Below are 24,090 nucleotides of genomic sequence, written 5' to 3' on the forward strand. Positions count from 1 at the left end.
ATACCATTTCATCTGTCCGGCCGGAATCCTATGTGACGTTCCCCCGGAACTGGCTGTTGTAGAGCCTGTAGTATTCCCCACCCAGTTCCATCAGCTCTTCGTGGCTGCCTTGCTCGGCAATCCTTCCATTTCTGAGCACAACGATCAGATCCGCGTCCCGTATCGTGGAGATCCGGTGAGCGATCACCAGGGATGTCCGGCCCTTCATCAGGTTCACCATCGCCTGCTGTATCTGCATCTCAGTCCGTGTATCGACCGACGAAGTGGCCTCATCCAAAATCAGTATCCTGGGATCCGCCAGCACCGCCCGCGCGATAGACAGCAGCTGTCGCTGCCCCTCGGAGAGATTCGTCCCATCCTCTGCTAATATGGTATCATATCCTTCCGGTAAACGCTCGATAAATTGATCTGCCATGGCGGTAACCGCTGCCCGCTTCCGTTCTTCTTCCCGTACTTTATTTCTTCCGAACTCAATATTCATACGAATCGAGTCCTGAAACAGGACCGTATCCTGCAGTACGATCGCTATCGCGCTGCGCAGTTGCCTCTTGGGAATTTCCTTAATATCTGTACCGTCGATGAGAATGCGCCCGCCGGACGGTTCATAAAATCTGGTCAGCAGATTCACGATCGTCGTTTTTCCGGAGCCCGTAGCCCCGACGACAGCGATCTTCTGCCCCTCCTTTACCTGCAGGTCCAGATGTCTTAACACCGGTTCTCCTTCTGTGTATTCAAACTGCACATCCTGGAATTCAATCTCCCCTTTCACGTGTTCCGGCGGAAAATCCATTGTGCCTTCATCTGTCTCACAAGGACTGTCCATGATCTCAAAGATCCTCTCCGCTCCGGCCAGCGCGGTCAGAATATTATTATACTGATTCGCAATCATGTTTACCGGATGGCTCAGTTTTTTAGAATATTGAAGCATAGCCTGTATACCGCCTACCGTCATACCGCTGCTTCCACGGATCATGAGAAAACCGCCGGTGCCCGCCAGCAGGACATACTGGAAATTTCCGATAAAATTCGTGATTGGGCCCAGTATCGATCCCCAGACCCTGGCCCTGATACTGTTTACCCTCAGATCTTCAGACACTTCCGCAAAACGTGTGAGTGTTTCACTTTCCTTTCCATAGGCCGCTACCGTCCGGAATCCGGTGATCTTCTCTTCCGCCTGGCCGTTCATTTTCCCTAACAGAACTTGCTGCCGTTTGTAGTATTTTCTCATGAATTTCGTAAGCCGCGTGGAAGTCAACAGAATAATCAGTACCATGAGTACGGCCACCCCGGTCATCAACCGGCTGTAGTACAGCATCATGCACAGGGCTCCAGTCAGAGTCAGCACAGCGGAAAAAAGAGCGGTTATGGACTGGGCAATAGCGTTGGACACATTCTCCACATCATTCGTCATACGGCTCATCAGATCTCCCGATGGATGGGTGTCAATATAGCGGATCGGAAGGTATTCCATCTTTTGAAACAGATCTCTCCTCAGAATATAGATCGTCTGCTGAGATAACTTTGCCGCCAGTACCCCCTGCCCGTAGGTAAGCATACCGCTTAAAATAAACATAACAAGCAGAATCAGAAGATATGAGCTCATCCGTCCAAAGTCAACGGTAAGCCGTGCATTATCATAGGATATTGTGTCGATCGCTTTTTGCTGGAACATTGGTCCGGCGATCTCTGTACCTGTAACGATAAGCATACAGGCCAGCAACGCCAGCAGGACTCCTCTGGATTTTCCAAGATAGCGAAGCAGACGTACTAGGGTACCCCTGGTATTTTTCGGTTTTTCTGAACTCAGAAGGCCGCTGTAAGCACCCCGTCCATTGCCCACCCGCACCACCGGCGGTGCGCTATCCTTCGATTGGCTTGCCATACTCATCTGCCCTCCTTTTCCGTCATAACGCCTGCTCTCATCTGGGAATCGTAGATATTCCGGTAGGTCTCGCTCACCTTCAGTAACTCCTGGTGTTTTCCACAGTATCGGATAGTACCGTCATTTTCCAGCACGGCAATTCGATCTGCATCCATAATACTTGCGATCCGCTGCGCGATCAGAAGCACCGTAGTGTCTGAGAGGGATGCCTTTAACGCACTGCGGAAAGCATTTTCCGTCACAAGGTCAAGCGCCGATGTGGCATCATCCAGTATCAATATCTGTGGCGTGCGGACTAATGCCCGGGCAATGGAGATCCGCTGCTTTTGTCCCCCGGATAAGGAGGCGCCCTTTTCCGCGATATACGTATCATACTGATTCTGAAAGTCCAGGATAAAGTCTGCCTGCGCAATCCTTGCCGCATGCCGGATCTGTTCTGTATCCGCATCCTTTTTTCCCCATCTGATATTCTCTTCGATGGTGTCGGAGAACAGCTCCGCCTTTTGCATCACATACCCGATTTTTCCTCTCAGTTCCTCAAGCGGGTAATCTTTTACAGGTACTCCGTCTATGAGGACTTCTCCCTCGTCCGCATCATAGAATCTGGGAATCAGGGCTGCCAGCGACGATTTTCCTGAACCTGTGGCTCCGATAACCGCCAGCATCTCCCCTTTTCTTAATTCCAGGTTAATGTTATGCAGTACCGGCCTGCCTTTGGTTCCGGGATAACGGAAACTCACATTATTAAATAATATGGCTGTTTTCACACAGTTCTCCCGGCCTCCGCTGCTGTTATCCTCAGGCTTCCTGCTACCGCCTTTGATGACCGGCTCTGTCTTGAGGACTTCGCTGATTCTGGCCGCGGATGCATCCGCTCTGGAGATGGACTGAAACAGATTGGCAGCCATCATGACCGAATTCAGGGACTGAGTCATGTAGGTAATAGCCGCCATCAAAGCTCCGGTAGTCATCCCTGCCTGTTCAATGCGGATCTGTAATCCGCCCACGTATATAACAAGAATGACAGCGATGTTCAGCAGAATGCTCAAAACCGGGGAGATCACTGCCATCAGTTTCAAAACTCTGTAATTTTCCTGCTTCAGCTTCGAGTTGGCCTCCTCAAAACGGCCGCATTCATATTCCTCCCGTACGTATGCCTTAACGACACGCGCACCGTTTAAATTTTCCTGGACGATGGAATTCACCTTATCCAGGCGCTGCTGTACCATGCTGTAATGGGGGATCGCTCTGCGAAGCACCAGGAATATAATGACGGCCAGTACCGGAATAGTACTTAGCAGAATCAGCCCGAATTTCACATCCAGCAAAAAAAGCATGACGGCCCCTCCTATAATAAACATAGGAGGACGCACAAATCCCCTGAGCATTTGTTCCACAAACTCAATGACCATGGCGATGTCATTCGTAATCCGGTTAATCAGAGAACCTGTGGTAAAATGGTCTGTCTGCTGGACAGAAAGGTTCATGATCCTGCCAAAGGTGTCCAGACGCAGGTCATTTCCAAGACCTTGAGCCGCCCTGGCGGAGGTATAAGCCGTAGACACTCCGAAACAGCCGCCCAGAAGGGTCACTGCAAGCATCAGGAACCCAAAAGTTAGATGATATCCATTCGGCCATATCCGGTCTTGTGGAGCAATGTCATGACTCCCGCCGCAAAGCGGGACCCCTGATCCGGGCCGTCTATCTGCATTCCGATAATCCCATAATTAACGATAAAAGACATCAGGTAAGGGAGGGTGAGATCAGCGAGAACTTCCCCGATCATCAGAATAGGGGATAAAATGGCCAGCCCGAGATAGGATCGCAGATAACCGAATATGTTCTTCATAAATTATTCCATCCTGCCGTCATGGTTCTTCATAAACTCATGCATTTCCTCGAGCCGGTTTGGATGATAGGCCATGACGATCTGACTGACGGGATCTGTATATCTGCAGGTTCTGCCGAACACACTGCCGTGTTTTTCCTGGTCTTTTTTAGGATCCGCATATTTGGCCCAGTTATTGAACACCTCTTTCGTGTCCTGAATCAGCTCCTTCGGGGCCGGCACATCCCCGTGGGCGGGCCATATGGTATCGATCGATAGTTTCTGTATCCTGGACAGCGCTGCGTAGTAGAGATAAGGCGCTGCCGGAGCGTCTCCTGATTTTCCATACATAATCACATGATGATAAGTAAGCGCATCCCCTGCAAAAATGGCCCTGTGCTCTTTACAGTAAAGCCCGATGGAGCCTTTCGTATGACCCGGCAGCGGATAGACCTTCAAGGTTAGCCCGCCCAGGTCGAACACGTCGCCGTCACCTACGAAACGGTAGTCACAGTTCCGGATCGTCATATTCATATAGGCATCCCGGTCGATTACCTCCTCAATATACGGTGTCTTTTTGTACCTGGAACGGATCAGTCTGTCTTTGGACTCCGGATTGTCTCCTGCAAGACATAATTCATAATCCTCTCTGGCGATATAGACTGTATCAAACAGATGGTTACCAAGTACATGGTCATCATGTCCGTGGGAGCAGACCACCGTCAACGGAAGATCCGTAACCTCCCGGATCAGTGGACGGAAATCGAACAGCCCGTAACCGGTATCGAACAGCAACGCCCGCTCTTTTCCGACGATCAGATACATTCTCTCGGAGTTGATATCGTCCAGTATATACAGCCAATCCGTTACCTTGATCCGGATCACCAGATTATCCGGTGTCAGAACCCTGTGCTTTTCTTCATTAAATATACATTCCATATGATTTATTCTCCTTTACCCGTCCTTATGTTCCCATAGGTTCTATTTCCTTGCTCTCGATATGTTCTTTTTCTTATTCCTCCTGCTGCATGAGCTTGAAATTTTCCTCCATCCGGCTGATCCGCTTTCTGGAGAACAGGACGATCACCAGAGCAAACACTACCGGGAGAATCATCACCCGCCACATGACCTCATATCCCAGCAAATCCGCCACCGCACCGGCCAGAATCGGGCCAAGCAAACTACCAAGGTCCGTTCCGATAAAGTTGGTGCTGCTGCCCGCTCCCCTTCGTTCCTTCGGCACGCATTTCAGACTCAGGGCCTGTATGGCCGGCTGGCTGGCCCCATACCCGAACGCGGCGACAAAAGCGGCCAGCAGGAACATGGGCAGTGACCGGCTGTAGCTGATGATCAGGAAGGACGCGGCGAAACAGATCAGAGACGGGACAACGATTTTCACCAGTCCATACCGGTCGGTCAGTTTGCCGATCATTGGGCGTGTGATTAACATAGTTCCGGCGAATACCGTAAAATAATATCCGATATTAGCCACACCGATCTTACCTGCGTACACGATCAGGAAAGAATTGACCACGAAATAGGTCAGAGACATCAAAAAGATGATAAATGCGGGCATAATAGCTTCTTTTGCCACAATACTCTTCACTGATATTTTCAGTTTCTTCGCCTTTTGATAGGGAACCTTTACTCTGGTAGCCAGAAAAGCCGCAAACACCATGATCCCGCTGCCGATCATAAAAGTAGCCTGATATCCACAGACTCCGATAAGTCCTAGCGCGATGGTGGGTCCGATAGCCTGGCTGGCCGCCTGCGCCATGGAGAACACTCCGATTCCTGAGCCGAACTTTTCCTTCGGCAGTGTATCCGCCGCCAGGGCAAGACAACAGGTCGAAGTAAATGCCTGCCCGACTCCCTGTAGCAGGCGCAGACCAATGAGAGCCGGAACATTTCCGGCGATTCCATACCCAAAAAAGGAAACCGCCATAATCAGCATCGTGCCGGATAATATAAATCTGCGGTTATAGGTATCAATCACCGGGCCTGAAATAATCTTAAAGATCAGGGCCGTAACGGAGTATATGCTGGCCACGATCCCTACCACCGTCGCTGCCGCTCCCAGATAGTCCGCGTACTTGGATACCAGGGAGTTCATCATCTGCTGAGACAGATTCATGCAGGCGTTGGCGATAAAGATCGTCGTAAACAGCGGATTCCATATTTTCTGTCTTCCTTTTTCCATCATCGCTCACCCCAGCAGGCCACCGGGTCATAGATACTCTTCCCGGACACAGGATCCCGGCGGAAATGCTTCAGGTAATCCCACACCAGATTTGCCTGGCTGTTCCAAACCACATGGGGCAGCCCAATAGCTCTGACACAGCGCATTACCGGTGCCGCATCCTCCCCATAGAAATCTCCGCCCAACCAATCCACGCCCTGCACATGGAACGTGTAGTCTGTATCAAACTCCAAACCGAACTCCCGCTGTACGGGATCCTGGGACTTCGTCAGCAATTCTTCGATATGTTCCAGGGTAAGAGGGCGGTAGTTCTTGATCTGAGCCATATCCCGCATCCAGATGTCGAGATTTTGGGCTCTGTGCTCCTTGCGTTTATTTTCCAGAATCCAGGGAGCCGGATAGGACGCCACGTCCATAGTTCCGCCGATAAATATACCCGGTATCCGTAGTCCCAAGGTGGAGGCATAATACTCAGGGCCGGTATAGAATTTCAGATCTTTGAAGGGCTGCCCGCCCGGTAATACCGCCACCGCGGCTACCATCTTCGGACAGGTACACGCCGCACATACGGATGCCTCGCTTCCCGATGAGAATCCCGCACAGTATACCCGTTCCCAGTCAATGGGATATCCCTTTTTTCTTAGTTCTTCCATCACCCGGGGGAATTCCGTATCCACTTCGTTGTTGGAGCGTCCGCCGTTGTTTGGATAGACTACGATATATTTTTCAACGGCTGCCAGTGTATTGAACCCGTAGGTTTCCGCCAGTTCAATTGTGACGCCGCCGCCGTGGCTTACATAGATTACGGCATATTTCTTTTGCGGATCCATGGAGAGCGGGGTAAATACACTGTAGGCGTATTTGCCTTCGTCCCGTTCCTGATCAAACAGTTCTTTTTTCAACCCCCGCTCAGCCCAGTACCGTACCAACTCAGGATTCATAGGATCATCGCCGTATAACTGGAAAATCTTCTGATTCTTTGCAATCTCTCTGCCGATCTGTGTACAGGCAAACGCCTTCTCGTCGTAAGGCAGTTCATTTTCCTCCTCCGGATCGGGTATTCTCTTCTTGGTGACAGGGTCGTAACGCAGCAATGGTAGCCAGTTTTTCATGTTATCCTCCACTTCTGTGCATGTCTCGCAGCACTATATATAAATTAGGTCATTGATTGTTTTCTTTCATTCTTTTCCCGGTTCCGTGGAAAAGCCATATCTTAGATTCAGCGGTATTTGCTTTAAATGAAATTCCACATAGTAACACTGTTCTCTTCCCAGGGCGGAATCTTCAAATGCAAAGTTCAGATAAGAGACTTCTTGTTTCTCTTCCCAAGCCGTTTGAAAGACACAGTCATAATTCATCCGGCTTTCTTTCACGAACCGGTCATAGGACACTCTTTCCTCCCGTATCTCACCGACTCCCAGTGTTTTGAGCTGTTCGGTCATCTGTGGCGCTGCCTGGACCGGGCATTTTACAGTTGCATATATCTTGTTCATGACATCTCTCCTTTCACAGGTAATACGGGAAGCTGGGCAAGCTTACATTGACACTGGCATACTTATTTACAGGAGCGAGGATTTCCGCTCTGTGGATCATCCTGCCGGCATCGTCGAACTTTATAATGAGAAAATAGGGCTGGTGATAATGGCCGTGATCGCATCCGTTTCCATGCCATCTGGCCGGTCCATGGCTGTTCATCTCCACAAACCAGACGTGTTCATCATCGGTTGGGTAGAACCTGCTGCGGGTATCGCGGTACATCCATGGGCTGCTGGATTTTAACCAGGCATGAATCCGGATCTGCGCCTCCCGGGGCGGTTCTTTATTGTCCGTGATCATCACCGGCTCCGGAGAATCGGACCACGGGCGGTCATCTGGCACGAACCAGGCCGCGCCGGCAAACTCCGGATTCGCTGTGGTCAGTCTTCTGTACTCTTCCCTTAAAACACCACAGGCGCTCTCCTTTAAGTTATTCTCCCGTCTGATTTTCACGGACTCGGGATTTTGATCCACTACCAGCTCACTCTCGGAAGGATCTTTATAAACCTTTGCCTCCCGGTTCTTCCTGGCTTCGGGATGCAGGCAAAGGTACTCATCAACCGCCGGTTCCTCGATGCCTTTGTGAAAAACAGGTACTTTAAGGCCCGCAGCCTTTAACATCCGGATCGGCTCCACCATGCCCTTTATATAATGAATCTTTCCGTCCTTCAGCTCCAGGCGCATGATATATTTTGATTCATAAGTACCGTCCTGATCGCCCCAGAACACCTCTCCGCCGCAGGAGCCGATCGCCCAGAACTGCTCCGGATCAGGGGTGGAGTAGAATTCCTCAAGCTGTACACGCCAGTTTTTCACAGTACGGTTCAGCCACTCAAAACATCTCTCTGCTTCCCATATATCGAAATGATTGGGCATACCAGGCGGCGCCGCCGGGAAATCCATGGTAAACTCTTCCGTAAAATATCTCGGAAAATACTCCAGGCGCCAGAAGGGTACCGACGCGATCTTTTGCGCGAGCTCCCTGTTATATATCTTATCTGCCATTATTTTACCTCCGTCTTTTATATTCGCTGTATCATTGACAGCCCGTTTGCTTACATTTGTAATAGATCAGTTTCCAATAATTCTGTATGTTACCGGCCTATTCAAAAATTTAAATGATCTTCTCTTTGTTCATATTCATCCGGCTACATATAGGAATCATCCTCATGCACTTCCACAGCTTCTGACTGTTGTTGATATTTAATTCTCTTCTCTGTTACATAAACTGCCAGCATGCAGATCCCGCAGATGAGAATCTCAGCGGCACAGATCCGGATATCTTTCATGTTCCGGCCGCCCGGCACGGCATGGGCCGAAACCAGTATTCCCATCAAGGTGGCGCCGAAGCTTATCGCCGCCGCTAACGTTGTATGCAGCAGGGATCTGGAAGTATAGCGGTATTCTCCAACTGTCAGTGCCTTCCCGGCGGTGGCATAATAGATCATAGTCTTAAGCAGCCACAGCAGGACCAGCAGATTCAAAAACTCCGGCAGCACCACATACCACTTGGTGTTACTCATAACCGGAGCCGTTCCCGCCTTCAGAAACAGAACCACGGTCAGGAGGTAGAGCGCAAGGTAACCTGCTTTTATCCCCAAACTCAGCCGCTTCGTCAGATTGTTCCGGTAATAGTTCCCGATATAAGTCCGTATTATTTTCTTCGTCCCTCTGCTGTCGATCTGGACCCGCTCCACATAGTCCTCAAAATGCTTGTGGTAGGAATGGCTGTGGAAACCATGATCCATGATCGAATCCCGGGCCATACCGGATGTCCTTCTCTTACGAGTCATGATATATCCTTCTCCTTTTCTGTGCGGATCAACGATTCCTCCGGCCGGTCCAGATATTTTCTTCTCCCGTCCGGCCTGTTCAGATATTCTCTTACCTCATCCGGTGTCAGAGATGCGATCAGTATCCCCTGATCCCCGTCGATGATACCGTACCCTTTGTTCGGAATAGAACCGTTGCAGCCGCGCACACCGGCCACTACCGGTATCTCCCGGCTTTTGCCAATCGCAGCCACGTGGCCGGCCACTGTCTGCGTACAGACAGCGATCCCAACGATATTGCTTTTGTCCATGTGGATCAAATCTGCAGTAGTCACGTTCTGCATTACGAGAATCGCATCTTCTTCCGGATACACTCTCTCCTGATGAATTCCAAGAGCCAGACGCAGCAGCTGTAGTTTCAGTTCATTTGCTACGGCGGCACGTGTCGGGAACGGGCCATCTTCCCTTGATTTGAGCAGCCGGATAAATTCATCGAACTGCTGCTCGATCGCCTTTGCCGCGTTCCAGTGTTCTTTGCGTATCTGTTCCTCGATAGAATCCGTCAGGGAACACTCATCCTGCAAAATCGACAGCTGCGCGTCAAAGATATCCGCCGCCTGCTCTGCGTATCTTACCGCAGCTATATCATACAACGCCTCCAGCTGCTGTTTGGCGGCAGACAGAACCGATCTGAAATACGTGACTTCCGCTTCCACATATTTCGTTTTCAGAGTCAATATACGAATCGGAGCCTCGGGAAAAAGCAGGATCTCACCGGCATGCACTCCTCCGGCTACGCTTTTTCCTCTGAATATAACAGCCATGGCACTTCTCCTTTTCTATTCTGTCTAAAGTCCATTGATCTCTCTGCAGCGGCAGCACTTGACAAAATGGTCCGGCAAAATCTCTGTGAGCTGCTGGGGCTGCCGGCACTGTTCCGCCGCATAGGGACAGCGGGCTGCGAACCTGCATCCCGGTTTCGGATTGATAGGGCTTGTGATTTCCCCCTTCAACCGGATTCTCTGCATAGGTTTGTGAATATCCGTACTCGGGATCGCAGATAACAGCGCTTTTGTATAAGGATGCAGGGTTCTATGGAACAATTCCTCGGTAGGAGCTTTTTCCACCGCCTGCCCCAGATACATAACCAGGATGTCGTTGGCGATGTGCCGCACTACGGACAGATCATGCGTCACGAACATGTAGGCCATCCCCATCTGTTCCTGCAGATCCATCAGCAGGTTTAAGACCTGGGCCTGGATCGACACGTCAAGAGCCGATACCGGTTCATCACATACCACAAAGTCGGGATGCAACGCCAGAGCTCTGGCTATGCCGACGCGCTGCCGCCTGCCGCCGTCCAGTTCGTGGGGAAAGGACTGCCGAAGTCTCTCGTCGATTCCCACCAGCTCCATCAGCCGGTTGGCCTCTTCCCTCATCTTCTTTTTTGAAGAATACCGTCCTGAATATTTCAGAGGTTCCATGATGGTGGATTCGATCCGCAGCCTTGGATTCAGCGAAGAATACGGGTCCTGAAATACGATCTGCATCTTTTCCCGCGCCTGTTTCAGCTGATGTCCCTTTACATGAGTAATATCTTCCCCGTGCAGGTATACGTTACCGTCGGTAGCCTCCAACAAACGAATGATCGTTCTTCCCAAAGTCGACTTTCCGCAACCGGACTCTCCCACCACTCCCAGAGTCTGACCACGGCAAATCTCAAAGGATACCTCATCTACCGCATGATTCATTCCGGAGGGTACTTTAAAATATTTTTTTAAATTTTTCACTTCTATTAAAGGACTATGATCTGCCATGGGAATATACCTCCTGAAGTTCTTCTTTTTCCTTCACGCATTGGCAGAAATGAACCCCTCTTATTTTCCGGGTGGGAATCTTTCCTTTACACGCCTCTACGGCATGCGGACAACGCGGCCAGAATGCACATCCCTCCGGCAGGGCGGTGGGGTCCGGAGGGAGCCCGCTTATGGAATGAAGCCTCTTTTCCCCCACCGCCATCCCGGGCAGGGAACCGAACAGGCCGATCGTGTAGGGGTGGGCCGGATGATCGAAGATATCCTCCTTCTTTCCGAATTCAACGATCTTTCCGGCGTAGATTACCGCCACATCATCGCAGGTCTGAGCTACCACTCCCAGGTCATGGGTGATCAGGATCATGGATGTATTGTATTTCTCTTTCAATTCCCGGATCAGATCCAGTACCTGTGCCTGTATCGTCACGTCCAGCGCTGTGGTCGGCTCATCCGCCAGCAGAAGCTCCGGATCACAGGCCAGAGCCATGGCAATGACCACACGCTGTTTCATTCCGCCTGAGAATTGATGCGGATATTCCGCATACCGCTCTCTGGGTATACCCACCAGCTCCAGCATATCCCCGGCACGGTCCATTCCCGCCTTTTTATCGCAATCATCGTGGAGCCTTATGACCTCCAGAATCTGATCCCCGACCGTCATCAGCGGATTCAGCGCCGTCATCGGGTCCTGAAATATCATGGCCACTTTTTCCCCCCGGACATTCATCATCTCATCGGGCGGCAGCTTCAGGATATCCACTCCGTCCAGCCAAATCTCGCCGCCTGTTATCTTCGCCGCGATGTCAGGCAGGATTCTCATGATTGCCTTGGCGATCGTAGTTTTGCCCGCACCGGTCTCTCCAACCAATCCCAGTGTCCTGCCCCGCTCCAGCCGTATGGAAATACCGTTCACCGCTTGTACCGTTTTCCGGTTCTGCGTATAGACGACTCTTAAGTCCTTTACCTCGAGGAATTTCTCGCTCATAATTTATCTTCTCCTTCCTCAATCCCGCAGTTTTGGATCCAGGGCGTCCCTCAGTCCGTCCCCCAGCAGATTCAGCGCCAGAACCGTGAGGGCAATCGCAAGGCCCGGGAACGTAATCAAAAACGGATAATTCCGGATATACACACGTCCGTCCGCCAGCATGGCCCCCCATTCCGGCGTAGGCGGCTGTATGCCAAGACCGATGTAGGACAGGGACGCCGCCATCGTAATCATACTGCCGATGCTCATGGTAGTAATAATGATCATGGGCTGGACCACGTTTGGCAGCAGATGTCTGAACATGATCGCCATCTTGGAACCGTTGATAGACTCGGCTGCTTCGATATACTCCTTCTTTCTTTCTGCCAATACCTGCCCCCGGGTCATCCGCACCCCGCCGGGGATATTTCCCACGGTCAGGGCGATCACCGTTGCAAAAAAACCGGCTCCCATGAAGGCGGATATCATGATACACAGCAGCATGCCGGGCAGCGCGCTCCAGATATCCATAAAACGCATGATAAATGCTTCTATCTTCCCGCCGAAGTAGCCCGCCACTACCCCGAAGATGATGCCAAGGACCGCTGCCAGCAGTGCCGAGGATAACCCCAGCAGCAGCGAATACCTTCCGCCGTAGAGAAGCCTTGTGAGAATGTCACGGCCCATGGCGTCACACCCGAACCAGTGCGCCATACACGGTCCTGTATACATATTCTGCAGGTCGATATCATTGACCCCATAAGGTGAAAGGAAAGGACCAAACAGACATAACAAGATGATAAGGGCCAGTAAGATAAATCCAAGCCTCGAACTCCATCCCTTCAGCAGACGGCGCATAAAATCCAGGGAATAAGTTGTTTTTTCCGTTTTTTTCATCCCGCTCACCTTCCTTTTGCATACTGAGCCTTAATTCTGGGGTCAAGGAAAGCATAGCTCAGATCCATAATCAATATGACCAACGAGGTAAAGAGTGCGAAAAACACGACGCAGCCGCACACTACAGGCCGGTCCCTTAGATTCACACCGGAAAGCATATAAGCTCCGACTCCCGGAATGGAGAACACAGTCTCGATTACCGGGGAGCCTGCTACCAGTTGGCAAAGCCCGCCTGCCACACCGGTAATAATGGGCATCATAGCATTGGGCAGCATATGTTTCCGAACAATCACCCGGTCCTTCTGCCCTTTCGCCCGAGCCGTGGTAATATAATCCGCCCGCACTACCTCAAGCATAGAGCTTCGCGCCTGCCTGGCGTTCACGGCGATTCCAGGCAGGGCGCTGCAGATGATAGGCAGCAGATAACTTTGCAAATTCTCGATTCCGAACGCAGGAACCCAGTTAAGTTTCAGCGCAAACAGCAATATGAACATCAGGGCCACCCAGAAGTTAGGCGCCGATACGAATACCATGGCGATCACCATCGTGATGGAGTCCTGCCATTTTCCCTCATGGATCGCTGAGTAGATCCCCAGCACGGTGCCGATCAGAACATTCAGGATCATGGCCGGAATGCCGATCATCAGTGTTCTGGGAAGACGCACGATCAGCTCCTCCATTACCGATACCCCGTATTTCCAGGAATATCCGAAATCAAATCTTAAAAAAGCGTTGTAGAGGAATTTACCCAGCTGTACGATGTACGGTGTGTCAATGCCCAGTTCATGCCGTTTCGCCTGCAGGATTGCTTCCGGGATATCTACCCCCAGCTGTAACCTGGCCGGGTCCCCCGGTACAAAATACATAAGCGTGAATACCAGAATCGCCGCACAGACCAATATAACGATCATGGTCATCAGCCGTTTTAAAATGTATCTTCCCATAGAAAAGTCTCCTTACTGGCCCACATACCTGCTGGATCCTACGGTGACGTACCCCTCGCGATAGTAGATTTCTTCTATTTTCCGGTTATAAACAATAGACGAGGCCATACCGGAAATCGGATATACATCTCCGATGGAGAATGCATAGTCCATACATGCCTTTACATGTTCATCATCATGGGTCTCATCGGCCAGAGATGTCTCATAGAGTTCCTGAAGCTTTTGATCTGCCAGCCAGTTGGTAGTTTTTCCGTCGTGCACATCATTGTTAAACAGCGTATTCCAGCTGGCTACCAGAGTGCTGCCGCCCAATCTCGTCACCACGAAGTCCCATCCGGTCTGTTCCGCCAGTATCGTGTTCATCAGGCTTTCCTCATAGGTCTGGATGGAGGCTTTGATCCCCACCTGAGCCAGGAGGCTTTGCATCATGGTCATAGCGTTTTTGCATTCCTCATTCACCAATCCCACGATCACGATCTCTTCCCCGTTATAATCTGATTTGGAAAGATAATCCTTTGCCAGCTCCATATCGTATGTATTGACATAAGTTGCTTCTTCTTCCCACTCAGGATTAAAGTCATAAAAATAGGAAGTGCCCAGTGATTTAAGCGGCGCATACCCGCTTCCCATAGAGGTTGCGATCGCGTTGTTATCCAGTGCGTAATACATGGCAAGGCGCAGGTTTAAGTCATCACCGATTACGGAGGAGGCCATATTCGGCATCATATAATAATAGTCGCCCGACAGATTAGTATCCACTTTGTACTGGTCGCTATAAGAACCGCCCTCTTCAAATTCACCCAGCATGGAAAATGTCACATAGTCACAGAAGTCCACTGTTCCCATTTCCAGGGCAACAACTGCCTGAGATGCCTCGGAGATCACCTTGAACTCTACTGTCTGTACGGTAGCCTTGTGGAGTCCCAGACGCATACTGACATCTTCAGAGGTCTTGTCGGCCCAGTAATCATCGGCAGCCTCTAACACAAGCTCGGATCCGCTTACGAATTCCGATACGACGAAGGGGCCGGTGCCAACAGGTTCCGTGGCAAAATTATGATTTTCAAATGCCGTCTGGGAAAAGATAAAGGTCCGCACCAGAATAAATTCCAGCTGATTGGCCGAGGGTTTTTCTTTCCAGTGATAAGCCACCGTATAATCGTCTACCTTTTCCACATGATCCAGTACATCATATTTGATGTTATTGCCTGTTTCTATGAGCCAGTTAACCGAATAGACGACATCATCGGCGGTAATGTGGTTCCCTTCGGAATCATAAATCTCTTCAAAAAGTTTAATGTTCCAGACTGTATCCGATTCCTCCGTATAACCGCTGGCCAGACTGGGCACCAGATTGTTTTCATCGTCATAATCGAACAGTGCCTCATAAATGCTCCAGAAGAATTTCGGCTTCCCATTTCCGTTTGGTTTGCACGGAAGGAGATCCGCCGGGTCGGCGTTCACTGCCACCACCACTTTGTCAAAACGGCCGGCATCGTTAATGGAACCTTCCGTAGTGATGGCCGTCTCCCCGGCCGGGACATTGGTTCCATCCGGAACCGCTGAGGAAGCAGTCTTTGTATTATCCTCTGTACCAGTCCCGGCTCCCGAGGTTACGCTGCATCCTGTCAGCATACATAGCACCAGAAGCACAACTAAAGTTGTTCTCAAAGCTTTTTTCATTTCTTTTCTCCCTTTCTGTTTGTTTTGACTATTTTGCTGTATCAAACTATAAATATCTTAATATATTCCGTCAAAAACATCAATTTCTATTGTGCAATGGTATATTTCATTATTCAAAATATACAAATACTTTTTCTTCTCATTTTACTTTTTGGAATATGGACTCGTTCGTTCCGATTTTCTGAATAATTTTATTCTCTGTTCTTTTCTATAACAAAAAAGAAAATCCAAAAGCCATCACTGACTTAAAGATTTTCTTTATCTGCCGACTTTATTATCTTATTTAGTAAACACATAATAGCAGCGGGACATGTCCCGTCTACTTTCTATAACCGCTCACGGGTGCAGACCGCGGACGAATTCTACAAACCGGCGCGCCCCCTCTGAGAGCACGACATCCTTTCTCCAGCACAGAGAGATCTCACAGTCCACCCTTGGCTCCAGATCCACTAATATTACGTTCTCCAGCCGCTCCGCCTGGATCGTTTTTTTCAAAAGAATCGATATCCCCAGTCCATCGTTGACCAGCTTTGCAGCCTCGCTCCCGCTCAAAACCGTCATAACCACCTTCGGCGCAAATCCCGCCTTCTTACATAGGGTTATACCGTCATTTTCCTTGCCCTTCAGAGAGGAAAGCATAACAAAATTCTCTTTTTTCAGCTCCTCCAGTTTCAGCGACTTTCGGTCTGCATACGGATGTGACTTATACAGAACTGCGCAGAAGCTATCATTTACATAGGGCACTACATTGAATTTTCCCTCAGGGTCTTTCAGATTCCTGATAAAAGCCAGCTCGCATCCACTCTCATACAGGGTTTCTTCCACATTACGGCTGTCCATGGTGTAGAGCATATAATTCTTACAGGCGCCCCTGAATTTTCTAACGAGCTCAGTCAAACGATACTGGGTTCCGATCAGGATCGCCCTGCTGGCATCCAGCTTTTTCTCTTTCACATCGTTTTCAAAACACTCCGTAGCATCGATAATACGGCGGGCATAAGGAAGAAACATCTGCCCATACTCGCTGACTACAATCTTTTTTCCCGAACGCTCAAAGAGCGGAACGCTGAGTTCCGCTTCAAGGGCCTTGATATGGTTGAATAAGGATGACTGCGAAATGTACAGTTCATCCGCTGCTCTGCCGTAGTTGCACATTTTAGCCAGAACGAGAAATTCTTTCATATAAACAGTTTCCATAAAATCACCTTTGTAATTTATTATATCAAATAATTTCTGGCTTGGAAACCTTTAAATTGACTCCGTTTTTCCCACTCCGGTTTGTCCCTTCGGTATGGGGCGAAAGTGCAAAAGGGCTTGGGGCGGGATTAATCTGAAAACAAATCCGTTATGATACTGATACAGCGTTCGATTCCGACCGCCCCACTGTCCAGGGCCAAATGGTAGTTCTGGGCCTGGCCCCATTTCATATCAGTGTAGAACTGGTAAAAGGCAGCGCGGCGTTTATCTTTTTCCAGCAGACGTTTCTGTGGTAACTGGTCGGTCTCGCCGTATATTTTTACAATTCTCTCCGCACGTTTTTCGAGATCCGCGTGGATAAAAACCGTCAAGCAGTCACTACGGTCTTTTAAGATATAATCGGCGCATCGGCCCACGATTACACAGGATTCCTTGTCGGCCAGATCCAGGATAATCTGACGCTGGAGGGACCACAGATAATCCTGGTTCGACAACCCGTTAACGCTGCGGCCGGTGAATGCGTTGGAGAACCATCCCGGATGCTCGGAATATTCGCTTTCTTCTGCCACGTAATCCTGGGTAAAACCGCTTTGCTCGGCCAGTTTTCGGATCAATTCCTGATCGTAACAGGGGATTCTCAGCATCTCGGCGGTCTGTTTGCCGATGGTCCTACCTCCGCTGCCGAATTCTCTGCTGATTGTGATGATTCTGTTTTTCATATGCTCTCCTCCCCGGATTGTCCGGCTATTTTGATGTGATCCTTATCGCTCAACGACCGGTAGGTATAGATGATCGCTACCACTGATATGATAAAGGTCAGGATATCGGATACCGGCATGGAATATAATACGCCGTCCAATCCGAAAAAATGCGGAAGCAGCAGGGCAAAGCCTACGCCGAATACGACCTCCCGGATCATGGAAAGAGCCGTGGATAACAGGGCTTTTCCCAGGGACTGCAGATAAATAAAGGTGGCTTTATTGATGCACGCGAAGATAAGCATGCACAGATAGATCCGGAAAGCTTTCATAGCGAACTGGGTATAATAGATGCTCTCATTGGAAGCGCCGAAGATCCGGATCAGCTGCCCCGGCAGGATCTCCGCGATGATAAGAGCCACGGCTCCCACGCATCCCTCGGCGGTCAGGAGATAGGAAAAGAGCTTTTTCGCCCGATCCTTTCGTCCGGCGCCGATGTTATAGCCCACGATGGGGATACAGCCTGCTGCCATTCCGACCACCACAGATATGACGATCTGGAAAAACTTCATCACGATTCCCACGACCGCCATCGGGATCTGCGCGTACTGTTCCTGACCGAATATGGGATCTATGGCTCCGTATTTGCGGATCATATTGTTAATGGCCGCCATGGCCGCTACCAGGGAAATCTGCGAGAGAAAGCTGCAGATTCCCAGAGGGATGAATTTGGATATCACTTTTGCGTGGAATCGGAAACTGCTCTTATCCAATTTTACCGCCTTCAAGTGGCAAAGATACCAGACAGCCAGGATAGCCGTCAGAACCTGCCCGATAACCGTCGCCACCGCGGCCCCCATCATGCCCCATTTAAAGATAAATATAAAAATCGGATCCAGAATGATGTTGACAACTGCGCCCGCCAGTGTGGAGACCATAGCGAACCGGGGACTTCCATCGGAACGGATCACAGGATTCATGGCCTGCCCAAACATATAGAAAGGGATTCCAATTGTAATGTAGGTAAAATATTCTTTGGAATAGGTAAAGGTCTCCGCGTTCACTTTTCCTCCAAAGGCCGTCAGGATCTGGTCCTGGAATAGTAAGTAGAGTGCCGTAATTACCAAGCTGCTGATCAGGCAGAGCAGGACCGAGTTCCCAATGCTTCTGTGGGCATTCTCCTTATTCTTCGCCCCCAGGCTGATGCTCACGAAGGCACAACAGCCGTCTCCGATCATGACGGCCACCGCCAGCGCTACCACTGTCAGGGGAAATACGACCGTGTTGGCGGCGTTCCCGTAGGAGCCCAGGTAATCCGCGTTGGCTATAAAGATCTGGTCAACGATGTTGTACAGAGCTGCCACCAGCAGTGAGATGATACATGGAATCGCGTATTTGCGCATGAGTGTGCCAAGCTTTTCTTTTTCCAGAAATGCGTTGGCGTTTGATTCGTTCATTTTGATAAACCTCCTGTTTTACAGTTATTAAGAGTTTCGTATTCGAAAGGCTCTTTGCTGATTGGAACAAAAAAAACGCGTGCCGACGAGCTGGTTTTACGCCGTCTGGCTACACGCTTTTCTACTACAATATATTTATTAATATGTTGTGTGCTGCGGGCTGTTTTTAAGCTGCCTTTCCTTTGCCCCGGTCGGTTCCGCAGGGTCACACAGAAGAAAATAAAAACGTGTGGCGATTAACTGGATTTACGCAGTCATGCCACACGTTCTTGTTAAAAGATATCATTTTTTTACGGGATTTGCAAAGGTATTTTTGCACAAAATTTTCCAACAAAATTTCTGCGAAATCCTTTCAGGTTCTTAAATCTTATGGACTGCCCGGTTATTGCAATCGAAATAATGTTTTCAGGCCGCGGTGCACCTGGGGTGCCAACACTTCCCTGTTTGCTCCCATCCGCCCAGACAGATACTCTTCTATCTTTCTCATGGTATCCGTCTCTGCCGGAATACCCAGTTGATCCACACTCACCGCCAAGTGCAGTTCCCTAAGAAGGTTCTGATATTGTTCCAACTGTGTACTCTCATTGACCGCCATCTGAAGAACCGTTCCAACACCAACGATCTCTCCATGAAGATGATCCCGGGCTGCGGCCGGGTATTGGTCATGAACCGCGTCATTAAAGGAATGCGCCAGAGCCAGCTGACCGGCCCCGGATACAAGCCCGCTGCACAGGGCAGTCAGAGAGAGAATCGTATATACGACGTCCTCGAATTCCCGGCTCCATATCTGAGTACGGCAGCTCTCATAAGCCTCTATTGCTTTCTCATAGAGGATATGGTCGATAGCCAGCGCAATACAATAGGCCCCATATCTTCCTGCATCCGTCTGCGCGCACGCTAGAGAAGCAGAACCACACATAATTTCCTGATGCTTCGCCAGAGAATCAGCTATACCGGAAGCCAATGTACCGGGCGGAGCTTTGAGGAGAATATCCGTGTCTGCCAGACATACATCCACTCCCCTGTTAAGAGGCAAAGATCGATCCGTTCTTCCCGAGGGTTGATACATAATACTCAGCGGGGTACAGGCTGCACAAGTCGCCGCGATCGAGGGCACCGTAATAATGGGAAGTTCCATGATTTCTGCTGCCGCTTTCGCCAGATCCATACATTTTCCGCCCCCAAGCCCGATGATCAGATCACAGCCATTTTCTGCGCATACTTGTTCCAGCTTTCCTCTCTCTTGAAAGGAACATTCTGTTTGAAATACTACTGTTGTATAAGCCATATGCCGGGTCCGCAGACCTTTTAATACGCTCTCTTCGCATGCATTTAATCCGCCTGTATCCCCCAGCAGCAAAGCATGTTTTCCCCTGGCTGCGGCCTCGTCCCCGATCAGGGAAATCACACCTCGTCCCTGCCGGTAATGATTAGAACTCAGGATATGGTGTAATGCTTGATTTACCATAAATCATTATCTCCATTTTTTGTATTTCATTAACAATTGCAAATATTCCACTGCTATCTCTGTTATCCTGTCATATTCTCCAATCTCAAGCAAATCCACCGGGGTCAGGGAAGCACCCACTCCCAGTGCACAACAGCCTGCCTGCATAAATTCCGCTGCGTTGTGCAGTCCAATGCCCCCTACTGCCATAAACGGGATGAAAGGTAAAGGCCCCTTCATATTTTTTATATAATCCGCATCCAAACTGGAAGCCGGAAATAGTTTGACCATATCAGCACCTGCGCGCATACATCGAAGCGCCTCCGTCGGGGTCAGTGCTCCTGGGACCATCACCCTGGCGTATCCCTTCACTGTCCGTATAACATCCTCATTACAATCAGGAGCCAAGACGAACTGGGCGCCCGCCCGGATCGCTTCCACGGCGGTTCCCTCGTCCAATACTGTTCCTGCTCCTACAGATAAGTCATTTCCAAAGTGTTCCGATATCTGCCGGATAGTTTCGGTGGCATTCTTTGACGGGTACGTCACTTCTATGGCCCGGACACCTGCCTGGTACAAAGCCTCCGCCGTCTTAAGAGCCATCTGGGTATCCAGTCCCCGCAGGATGGCGACCAGCCCGGTATCCAGTATATTTGTAAGTGTCTGTCGTCGATTCATATTCCATACTCCTTTGCGATCAGGCCTGCCCCCACCGGGGAACAGAATTCCGCTATCTCCTCAGTCAAAAGCTCCGGCTGGTATTTCTGTCCCGGTACGCTATTTAGCAGTTCCATAAAAATCGAACTAAGCGGCGGCGAACCGACACAGAGAAACCGGTCTGTGTCCTTTATTTTTCCTGTGATCATCTTGATATCTTCTCTTAATACTGCTCCCGCAAAGAAATTTGCCCTCTCTTGAGCCTCCATCATACCAAACACATCCGCAAGCCTCACCCGAAAGCCCGCGTCACCCATCCCATATTCCCGGGCATACCGGTATCCTTTCCATAGGTATTCCGGCAATACCTTCTGAATCAGTGGATCAGGCAGTGATTCAGAGAGCACTGTATGCCGCGCGATGCTTTCCAGTATCTCTCCTCCCATGGCAGTATGCCCTTCTATGATCCGCTGTTGTTCATCCATCAGGATCAGTTTTGTATGCGAACCCGGAAGCAGTACGGCCACCGGACCTTGGATGTGGGTGAGCCCCAGAATACCGAATACTTCTGTCTCCTCCCCCCGCATCATATCCACCGCATGGAGATTTTCTCCGTTATGCGTATCCTCATTTTTAACCCCCGGTATAAACAGGAATGGTAGATCTGATATATCCTTAAGATTCCCGGACACACAATTCGAGGCAAGATCCTCCAGTGAGGCGGGAGCCGGTATATGGGGCACCGGATACAGCCCGGAGGAGGATGTGGCCATACCGCTGACCACAATACAGGAGATGCATCCCCCTGTTTTCCTGCTGCGCTCCCGTATCTTAATTATTTCCTGCCTGATGGACCGTTTATAAAACTCATTATTGCCGCGGATAGCGCAGTCCTTAAGTCCTACCTTGATTTTCACGGAATCCAGTACCCGGCCGTCTTCGACCAGATAGAATCTCGTATTTGTCGTCCCGGAGTTTACCGCGATTATCATGGTTCACGCTCCTCTCTTTTACACCCGGAACAGAGGCCGCATATCGTTCAGCACCTGCGTAAGTTCCCTGCGGTCATATGCATCCAGCGGAAAATTTCCGCATTTTCGCAGTACCGGAGTCCGGATCACACCTCTTTGGTACAGCACTTCTTTATATACCGCGGTTCCGAACATGCACTCCAGATTAAGAAGCGGCAGCATTTGATTAAAAATATCCCTGGCGCCTCTGATATCCTGGTTATCCAGGCATTCCCACAGCTGCACATGCGCGTCACAGACCTCACAGGCCGGCATAGTACCGGAAGCTCCTCTGGCGAATTCATCCATGATGTACTTGGAGGCCATTCCTCCGAAGATTCCCTTCAGCTTCCCGTTATGTAAGCCGAACATTTCTGTCATGTAGTGCCCGGCAGGCTGGCATTCTTCTTTTATATATGTAACATTCTTACAGGCATCGATCACCTGGTTCATAAGCCCAGGAGTCATCACTGTTCCAACTGGCGGCATATTATTCTGAATAAATACAGGCAGGCCTTCCGCACATTCATCGATTGCACGGTAATAATCAATGATTTCCTCCGGGGTACATTTTCTGATATATGGCGGCATAGCCATTAGTGCGTCCGCTCCGGACGCAACCGCTCTGCGGGTCAGGTACCGGGCATGCTCCTCACAGCTTCCCGCCACTCCGGCCACAACCGGAATTGCGCCGCCGCACGCCGTTACCGAGATCTCGATCACCTGCCCTCGCTCCTCGTCCGTCAGGCTCGTGAACTCACTGGCGTTTACCGGTGTCACGATCCCGTGGGCACCGGCATCCAGACAAAATTGAACGATGTTTTTCAGGCTCTCCTCATCCAGCTGTCCGTTTTCCAAAAACGGTGTGGGAAGAATTCCGAATACTCCCCGGAATTGTTGTTCTGTATTATCCTTCATCTCTTTATACTCCTTCATTATATGTTCCTTCCTATATCTTCCTTCGGCTTGTTTTCCCTTTTTTCCCATCCAGCCTCAAACAATTTCAGGAAGTTCCTCTCGCCGTATGGGTATTTCGCCAGTTCCTTCTCCCTTAATTCAATGCCCAAACCGGGTTTATCCGGTACCTCCAGATATCCGTCCCGCACCGGAATCCGTCCTTCCATCACCGAATCCGCCCATTCCACATTGGTATCATCGAAGCATTCCTGGATCAACAGATTATCCGCCGCCGCACCGATCTGCACATTTACCGCCGTGCAAAGCGGGCTTTGGGCATTGTGTGGGGCCAGAAAAGCCTCATGTCCCTGGGCGATCGCCGCCGTCTTCATCATTCTGCTAATTCCACCGATCTCCAACACTTCCGGCTGTACGATGCTGATCACGTTCCCCTCCACCAGTTGAGAAAATTGATTCAAAGACTGGAATCTCTCTCCGCTGGCAACAGGTACCGCGATCTTTCCTGCCACCTCGCGGGTCGCCTCTATATCTGTCGACATGACCGGCGTCTCGAACCACATGGGCCTAAATTCCTCCAGCGCCTTCCCCACAGTTACCGCCGTGCTGACGGAAAAACGGTCATGTCCCTCAATGATCAGATCTATATCTTCTCCCACCGCATCACGTACTGCCCGCACGATTGCAAGCGAGAGCTTTTCCTCTTTACGTTCCAGAAACCGGTAGGCATTCCCAAACGGATCGAACTTAAGCGCCGTATATCCCATCTCCACAATCCTGGCTGCTGCCTCTACGAAAAATGCGGGATCCCTTGGCCCCTTATACCAGCCGTTAGCGTAGGCCCTGATTTTTTTGCGCACTGCACCGCCTAGCAGCTGGTAGACCGGTACCTGCAGAGTTTTTCCAAGAATATCCCAACATGCCTGTTCGATACCGGACATAGCCACCGAATATCCCAGGAATAACGCCTTATATAAATCATCCCACAAAAGATTAATCTTCGTTGGATCCTTCCCGATGACAAGGGAGCTCAGCTCCTGCACCGCTGCCTCGATCGGTTTGGTCTGAAGACCCCCGGTAGCCTCACCGACTCCCGTGACTCCTTCATCTGTATACAACTTTATAAAAATCCAGTTTTTCCACGGGTTACCGACCACATACGTTTTGATCTGTGTTATTTTCATGTTCT

23 protein-coding genes are annotated in these 24,090 nt (G+C 50.1%); all 23 read right to left on the reverse strand.

From position 1 onward, the window contains the following. Positions 1–28: 28 nt before the first annotated feature. Positions 29–1,882 (reverse strand): ABC transporter ATP-binding protein, encoded by a 1,854-nt coding sequence (locus KTH89_RS00645; RefSeq protein WP_158343365.1) that lies wholly within the window; start codon positions 1,880–1,882, stop codon positions 29–31. A gap of 2 nt (positions 1,883–1,884) precedes the next feature. Further along, positions 1,885–3,483 (reverse strand): ABC transporter ATP-binding protein, encoded by a 1,599-nt coding sequence (locus KTH89_RS00650; RefSeq protein WP_238720247.1) that lies wholly within the window; start codon positions 3,481–3,483, stop codon positions 1,885–1,887. Between the two features lie 14 nt (positions 3,484–3,497). After that, positions 3,498–3,731, reverse strand: coding sequence for a hypothetical protein (locus KTH89_RS00655; RefSeq protein WP_238720248.1), 234 nt, complete (start codon positions 3,729–3,731; stop codon positions 3,498–3,500). A gap of 3 nt (positions 3,732–3,734) precedes the next feature. Next, the gene (locus KTH89_RS00660) at positions 3,735–4,649 is read right to left on the reverse strand and encodes an MBL fold metallo-hydrolase (RefSeq protein WP_158343367.1); all 915 of its coding nucleotides are present in this window, start codon (positions 4,647–4,649) and stop codon (positions 3,735–3,737) included. Positions 4,650–4,722: 73 nt separating this feature from the next. Next, positions 4,723–5,913: an MFS transporter gene (locus KTH89_RS00665; protein WP_238720249.1), complete on the reverse strand. Its 1,191-nt coding sequence runs from the start codon at positions 5,911–5,913 to the stop codon at positions 4,723–4,725. After that, positions 5,910–7,022, reverse strand: coding sequence for a hypothetical protein (locus KTH89_RS00670; RefSeq protein ID WP_238720250.1), 1,113 nt, complete (start codon positions 7,020–7,022; stop codon positions 5,910–5,912). The genes KTH89_RS00665 and KTH89_RS00670 overlap by 4 nt, the downstream gene beginning before the upstream one ends. Before the next feature lie 66 nt (positions 7,023–7,088). Then, positions 7,089–7,403, reverse strand: a complete 315-nt coding sequence (locus KTH89_RS00675; protein ID WP_238720251.1) for a hypothetical protein — start codon at positions 7,401–7,403, stop codon at positions 7,089–7,091. A gap of 13 nt (positions 7,404–7,416) precedes the next feature. Further along, entirely contained in the window at positions 7,417–8,451 is a 1,035-nt protein-coding gene (locus KTH89_RS00680; RefSeq protein ID WP_238720252.1) for a PhzA/PhzB family protein, read from the reverse strand. Positions 8,452–8,594: 143 nt separating this feature from the next. After that, positions 8,595–9,239: a hypothetical protein gene (locus tag KTH89_RS00685; RefSeq protein ID WP_238720253.1), complete on the reverse strand. Its 645-nt coding sequence runs from the start codon at positions 9,237–9,239 to the stop codon at positions 8,595–8,597. Beyond that, positions 9,236–10,042 carry a phosphoenolpyruvate-utilizing N-terminal domain-containing protein gene (locus tag KTH89_RS00690; RefSeq protein WP_158343379.1) on the reverse strand — a complete coding sequence of 269 codons (807 nt, stop codon included), beginning with the start codon at positions 10,040–10,042 and terminating at the stop codon, positions 9,236–9,238. Before KTH89_RS00690 ends, KTH89_RS00685 begins: the two co-directional genes overlap by 4 nt. Positions 10,043–10,066: 24 nt before the next feature. Continuing rightward, a complete protein-coding gene (locus tag KTH89_RS00695; RefSeq protein WP_238720254.1) occupies positions 10,067–11,035 on the reverse strand; it encodes an ABC transporter ATP-binding protein in 969 nt (322 codons plus the stop codon). After that, a complete protein-coding gene (locus KTH89_RS00700) occupies positions 11,022–12,017 on the reverse strand; it encodes an ABC transporter ATP-binding protein (protein WP_158343383.1) in 996 nt (331 codons plus the stop codon). Before KTH89_RS00700 ends, KTH89_RS00695 begins: the two co-directional genes overlap by 14 nt. Positions 12,018–12,035: 18 nt before the next feature. Then, positions 12,036–12,893, reverse strand: coding sequence for an ABC transporter permease (locus KTH89_RS00705; protein ID WP_238720255.1), 858 nt, complete (start codon positions 12,891–12,893; stop codon positions 12,036–12,038). A gap of 5 nt (positions 12,894–12,898) precedes the next feature. Further along, complete coding sequence (locus KTH89_RS00710) at positions 12,899–13,837, reverse strand: ABC transporter permease (RefSeq protein WP_238720256.1); 939 nt, start codon at positions 13,835–13,837, stop codon at positions 12,899–12,901. A 12-nt stretch (positions 13,838–13,849) separates the two neighbouring features. Continuing rightward, entirely contained in the window at positions 13,850–15,520 is a 1,671-nt protein-coding gene (locus KTH89_RS00715; protein ID WP_158343391.1) for an ABC transporter substrate-binding protein, read from the reverse strand. Between the two features lie 336 nt (positions 15,521–15,856). Then, a complete protein-coding gene (locus KTH89_RS00720) occupies positions 15,857–16,717 on the reverse strand; it encodes a LysR family transcriptional regulator (protein ID WP_158343395.1) in 861 nt (286 codons plus the stop codon). A 128-nt stretch (positions 16,718–16,845) separates the two neighbouring features. Beyond that, positions 16,846–17,436, reverse strand: a complete 591-nt coding sequence (locus tag KTH89_RS00725) for a cytidylate kinase-like family protein (RefSeq protein ID WP_238720257.1) — start codon at positions 17,434–17,436, stop codon at positions 16,846–16,848. Further along, positions 17,433–18,872, reverse strand: a complete 1,440-nt coding sequence (locus KTH89_RS00730; RefSeq protein WP_158343399.1) for an MATE family efflux transporter — start codon at positions 18,870–18,872, stop codon at positions 17,433–17,435. The genes KTH89_RS00725 and KTH89_RS00730 overlap by 4 nt, the downstream gene beginning before the upstream one ends. A 382-nt stretch (positions 18,873–19,254) precedes the next feature. Then, positions 19,255–20,340, reverse strand: a complete 1,086-nt coding sequence (locus KTH89_RS00735; RefSeq protein ID WP_238720258.1) for an iron-containing alcohol dehydrogenase — start codon at positions 20,338–20,340, stop codon at positions 19,255–19,257. A 6-nt stretch (positions 20,341–20,346) separates the two neighbouring features. After that, positions 20,347–20,997 carry a bifunctional 4-hydroxy-2-oxoglutarate aldolase/2-dehydro-3-deoxy-phosphogluconate aldolase gene (locus KTH89_RS00740; protein WP_238720259.1) on the reverse strand — a complete coding sequence of 217 codons (651 nt, stop codon included), beginning with the start codon at positions 20,995–20,997 and terminating at the stop codon, positions 20,347–20,349. Then, on the reverse strand, positions 20,994–21,968 hold the full coding sequence (locus KTH89_RS00745; protein ID WP_238720260.1) for a 2-dehydro-3-deoxygalactonokinase: 975 nt from the start codon (positions 21,966–21,968) through the stop codon (positions 20,994–20,996). The genes KTH89_RS00740 and KTH89_RS00745 overlap by 4 nt, the downstream gene beginning before the upstream one ends. A gap of 18 nt (positions 21,969–21,986) precedes the next feature. After that, a complete protein-coding gene (locus tag KTH89_RS00750) occupies positions 21,987–22,922 on the reverse strand; it encodes a dihydrodipicolinate synthase family protein (RefSeq protein ID WP_238720261.1) in 936 nt (311 codons plus the stop codon). Next, entirely contained in the window at positions 22,922–24,085 is a 1,164-nt protein-coding gene (locus KTH89_RS00755) for a mandelate racemase/muconate lactonizing enzyme family protein (protein ID WP_238720262.1), read from the reverse strand. The genes KTH89_RS00750 and KTH89_RS00755 overlap by 1 nt, the downstream gene beginning before the upstream one ends. Positions 24,086–24,090 lie beyond the last annotated feature (5 nt).

This window comes from Diplocloster agilis, assembly GCF_019042275.1.
GTDB classification, from domain to species: Bacteria; Bacillota; Clostridia; order Lachnospirales; family Lachnospiraceae; genus Diplocloster; species Diplocloster agilis.

What these genes read in the sequence shown, in the direction of transcription:
- KTH89_RS00645 (WP_158343365.1), bottom strand. Translation starts at nt 1,882, where the DNA reads ATGGCAAGCCAATCGAAGGATAGCGCACCGCCGGTGGTGCGGGTGGGC.
- KTH89_RS00650 (WP_238720247.1), bottom strand. Translation starts at nt 3,483, where the DNA reads ATGCTTGCAGTGACCCTTCTGGGCGGCTGTTTCGGAGTGTCTACGGCT.
- KTH89_RS00655 (WP_238720248.1), bottom strand. Translation starts at nt 3,731, where the DNA reads ATGAAGAACATATTCGGTTATCTGCGATCCTATCTCGGGCTGGCCATT.
- KTH89_RS00660 (WP_158343367.1), bottom strand. Translation starts at nt 4,649, where the DNA reads ATGGAATGTATATTTAATGAAGAAAAGCACAGGGTTCTGACACCGGAT.
- KTH89_RS00665 (WP_238720249.1), bottom strand. Translation starts at nt 5,913, where the DNA reads ATGATGGAAAAAGGAAGACAGAAAATATGGAATCCGCTGTTTACGACG.
- KTH89_RS00670 (WP_238720250.1), bottom strand. Translation starts at nt 7,022, where the DNA reads ATGAAAAACTGGCTACCATTGCTGCGTTACGACCCTGTCACCAAGAAG.
- KTH89_RS00675 (WP_238720251.1), bottom strand. Translation starts at nt 7,403, where the DNA reads ATGAACAAGATATATGCAACTGTAAAATGCCCGGTCCAGGCAGCGCCA.
- KTH89_RS00680 (WP_238720252.1), bottom strand. Translation starts at nt 8,451, where the DNA reads ATGGCAGATAAGATATATAACAGGGAGCTCGCGCAAAAGATCGCGTCG.
- KTH89_RS00685 (WP_238720253.1), bottom strand. Translation starts at nt 9,239, where the DNA reads ATGACTCGTAAGAGAAGGACATCCGGTATGGCCCGGGATTCGATCATG.
- KTH89_RS00690 (WP_158343379.1), bottom strand. Translation starts at nt 10,042, where the DNA reads ATGGCTGTTATATTCAGAGGAAAAAGCGTAGCCGGAGGAGTGCATGCC.
- KTH89_RS00695 (WP_238720254.1), bottom strand. Translation starts at nt 11,035, where the DNA reads ATGGCAGATCATAGTCCTTTAATAGAAGTGAAAAATTTAAAAAAATAT.
- KTH89_RS00700 (WP_158343383.1), bottom strand. Translation starts at nt 12,017, where the DNA reads ATGAGCGAGAAATTCCTCGAGGTAAAGGACTTAAGAGTCGTCTATACG.
- KTH89_RS00705 (WP_238720255.1), bottom strand. Translation starts at nt 12,893, where the DNA reads ATGAAAAAAACGGAAAAAACAACTTATTCCCTGGATTTTATGCGCCGT.
- KTH89_RS00710 (WP_238720256.1), bottom strand. Translation starts at nt 13,837, where the DNA reads ATGGGAAGATACATTTTAAAACGGCTGATGACCATGATCGTTATATTG.
- KTH89_RS00715 (WP_158343391.1), bottom strand. Translation starts at nt 15,520, where the DNA reads ATGAAAAAAGCTTTGAGAACAACTTTAGTTGTGCTTCTGGTGCTATGT.
- KTH89_RS00720 (WP_158343395.1), bottom strand. Translation starts at nt 16,717, where the DNA reads ATGGAAACTGTTTATATGAAAGAATTTCTCGTTCTGGCTAAAATGTGC.
- KTH89_RS00725 (WP_238720257.1), bottom strand. Translation starts at nt 17,436, where the DNA reads ATGAAAAACAGAATCATCACAATCAGCAGAGAATTCGGCAGCGGAGGT.
- KTH89_RS00730 (WP_158343399.1), bottom strand. Translation starts at nt 18,872, where the DNA reads ATGAACGAATCAAACGCCAACGCATTTCTGGAAAAAGAAAAGCTTGGC.
- KTH89_RS00735 (WP_238720258.1), bottom strand. Translation starts at nt 20,340, where the DNA reads ATGGTAAATCAAGCATTACACCATATCCTGAGTTCTAATCATTACCGG.
- KTH89_RS00740 (WP_238720259.1), bottom strand. Translation starts at nt 20,997, where the DNA reads ATGAATCGACGACAGACACTTACAAATATACTGGATACCGGGCTGGTC.
- KTH89_RS00745 (WP_238720260.1), bottom strand. Translation starts at nt 21,968, where the DNA reads ATGATAATCGCGGTAAACTCCGGGACGACAAATACGAGATTCTATCTG.
- KTH89_RS00750 (WP_238720261.1), bottom strand. Translation starts at nt 22,922, where the DNA reads ATGAAGGAGTATAAAGAGATGAAGGATAATACAGAACAACAATTCCGG.
- KTH89_RS00755 (WP_238720262.1), bottom strand. Translation starts at nt 24,085, where the DNA reads ATGAAAATAACACAGATCAAAACGTATGTGGTCGGTAACCCGTGGAAA.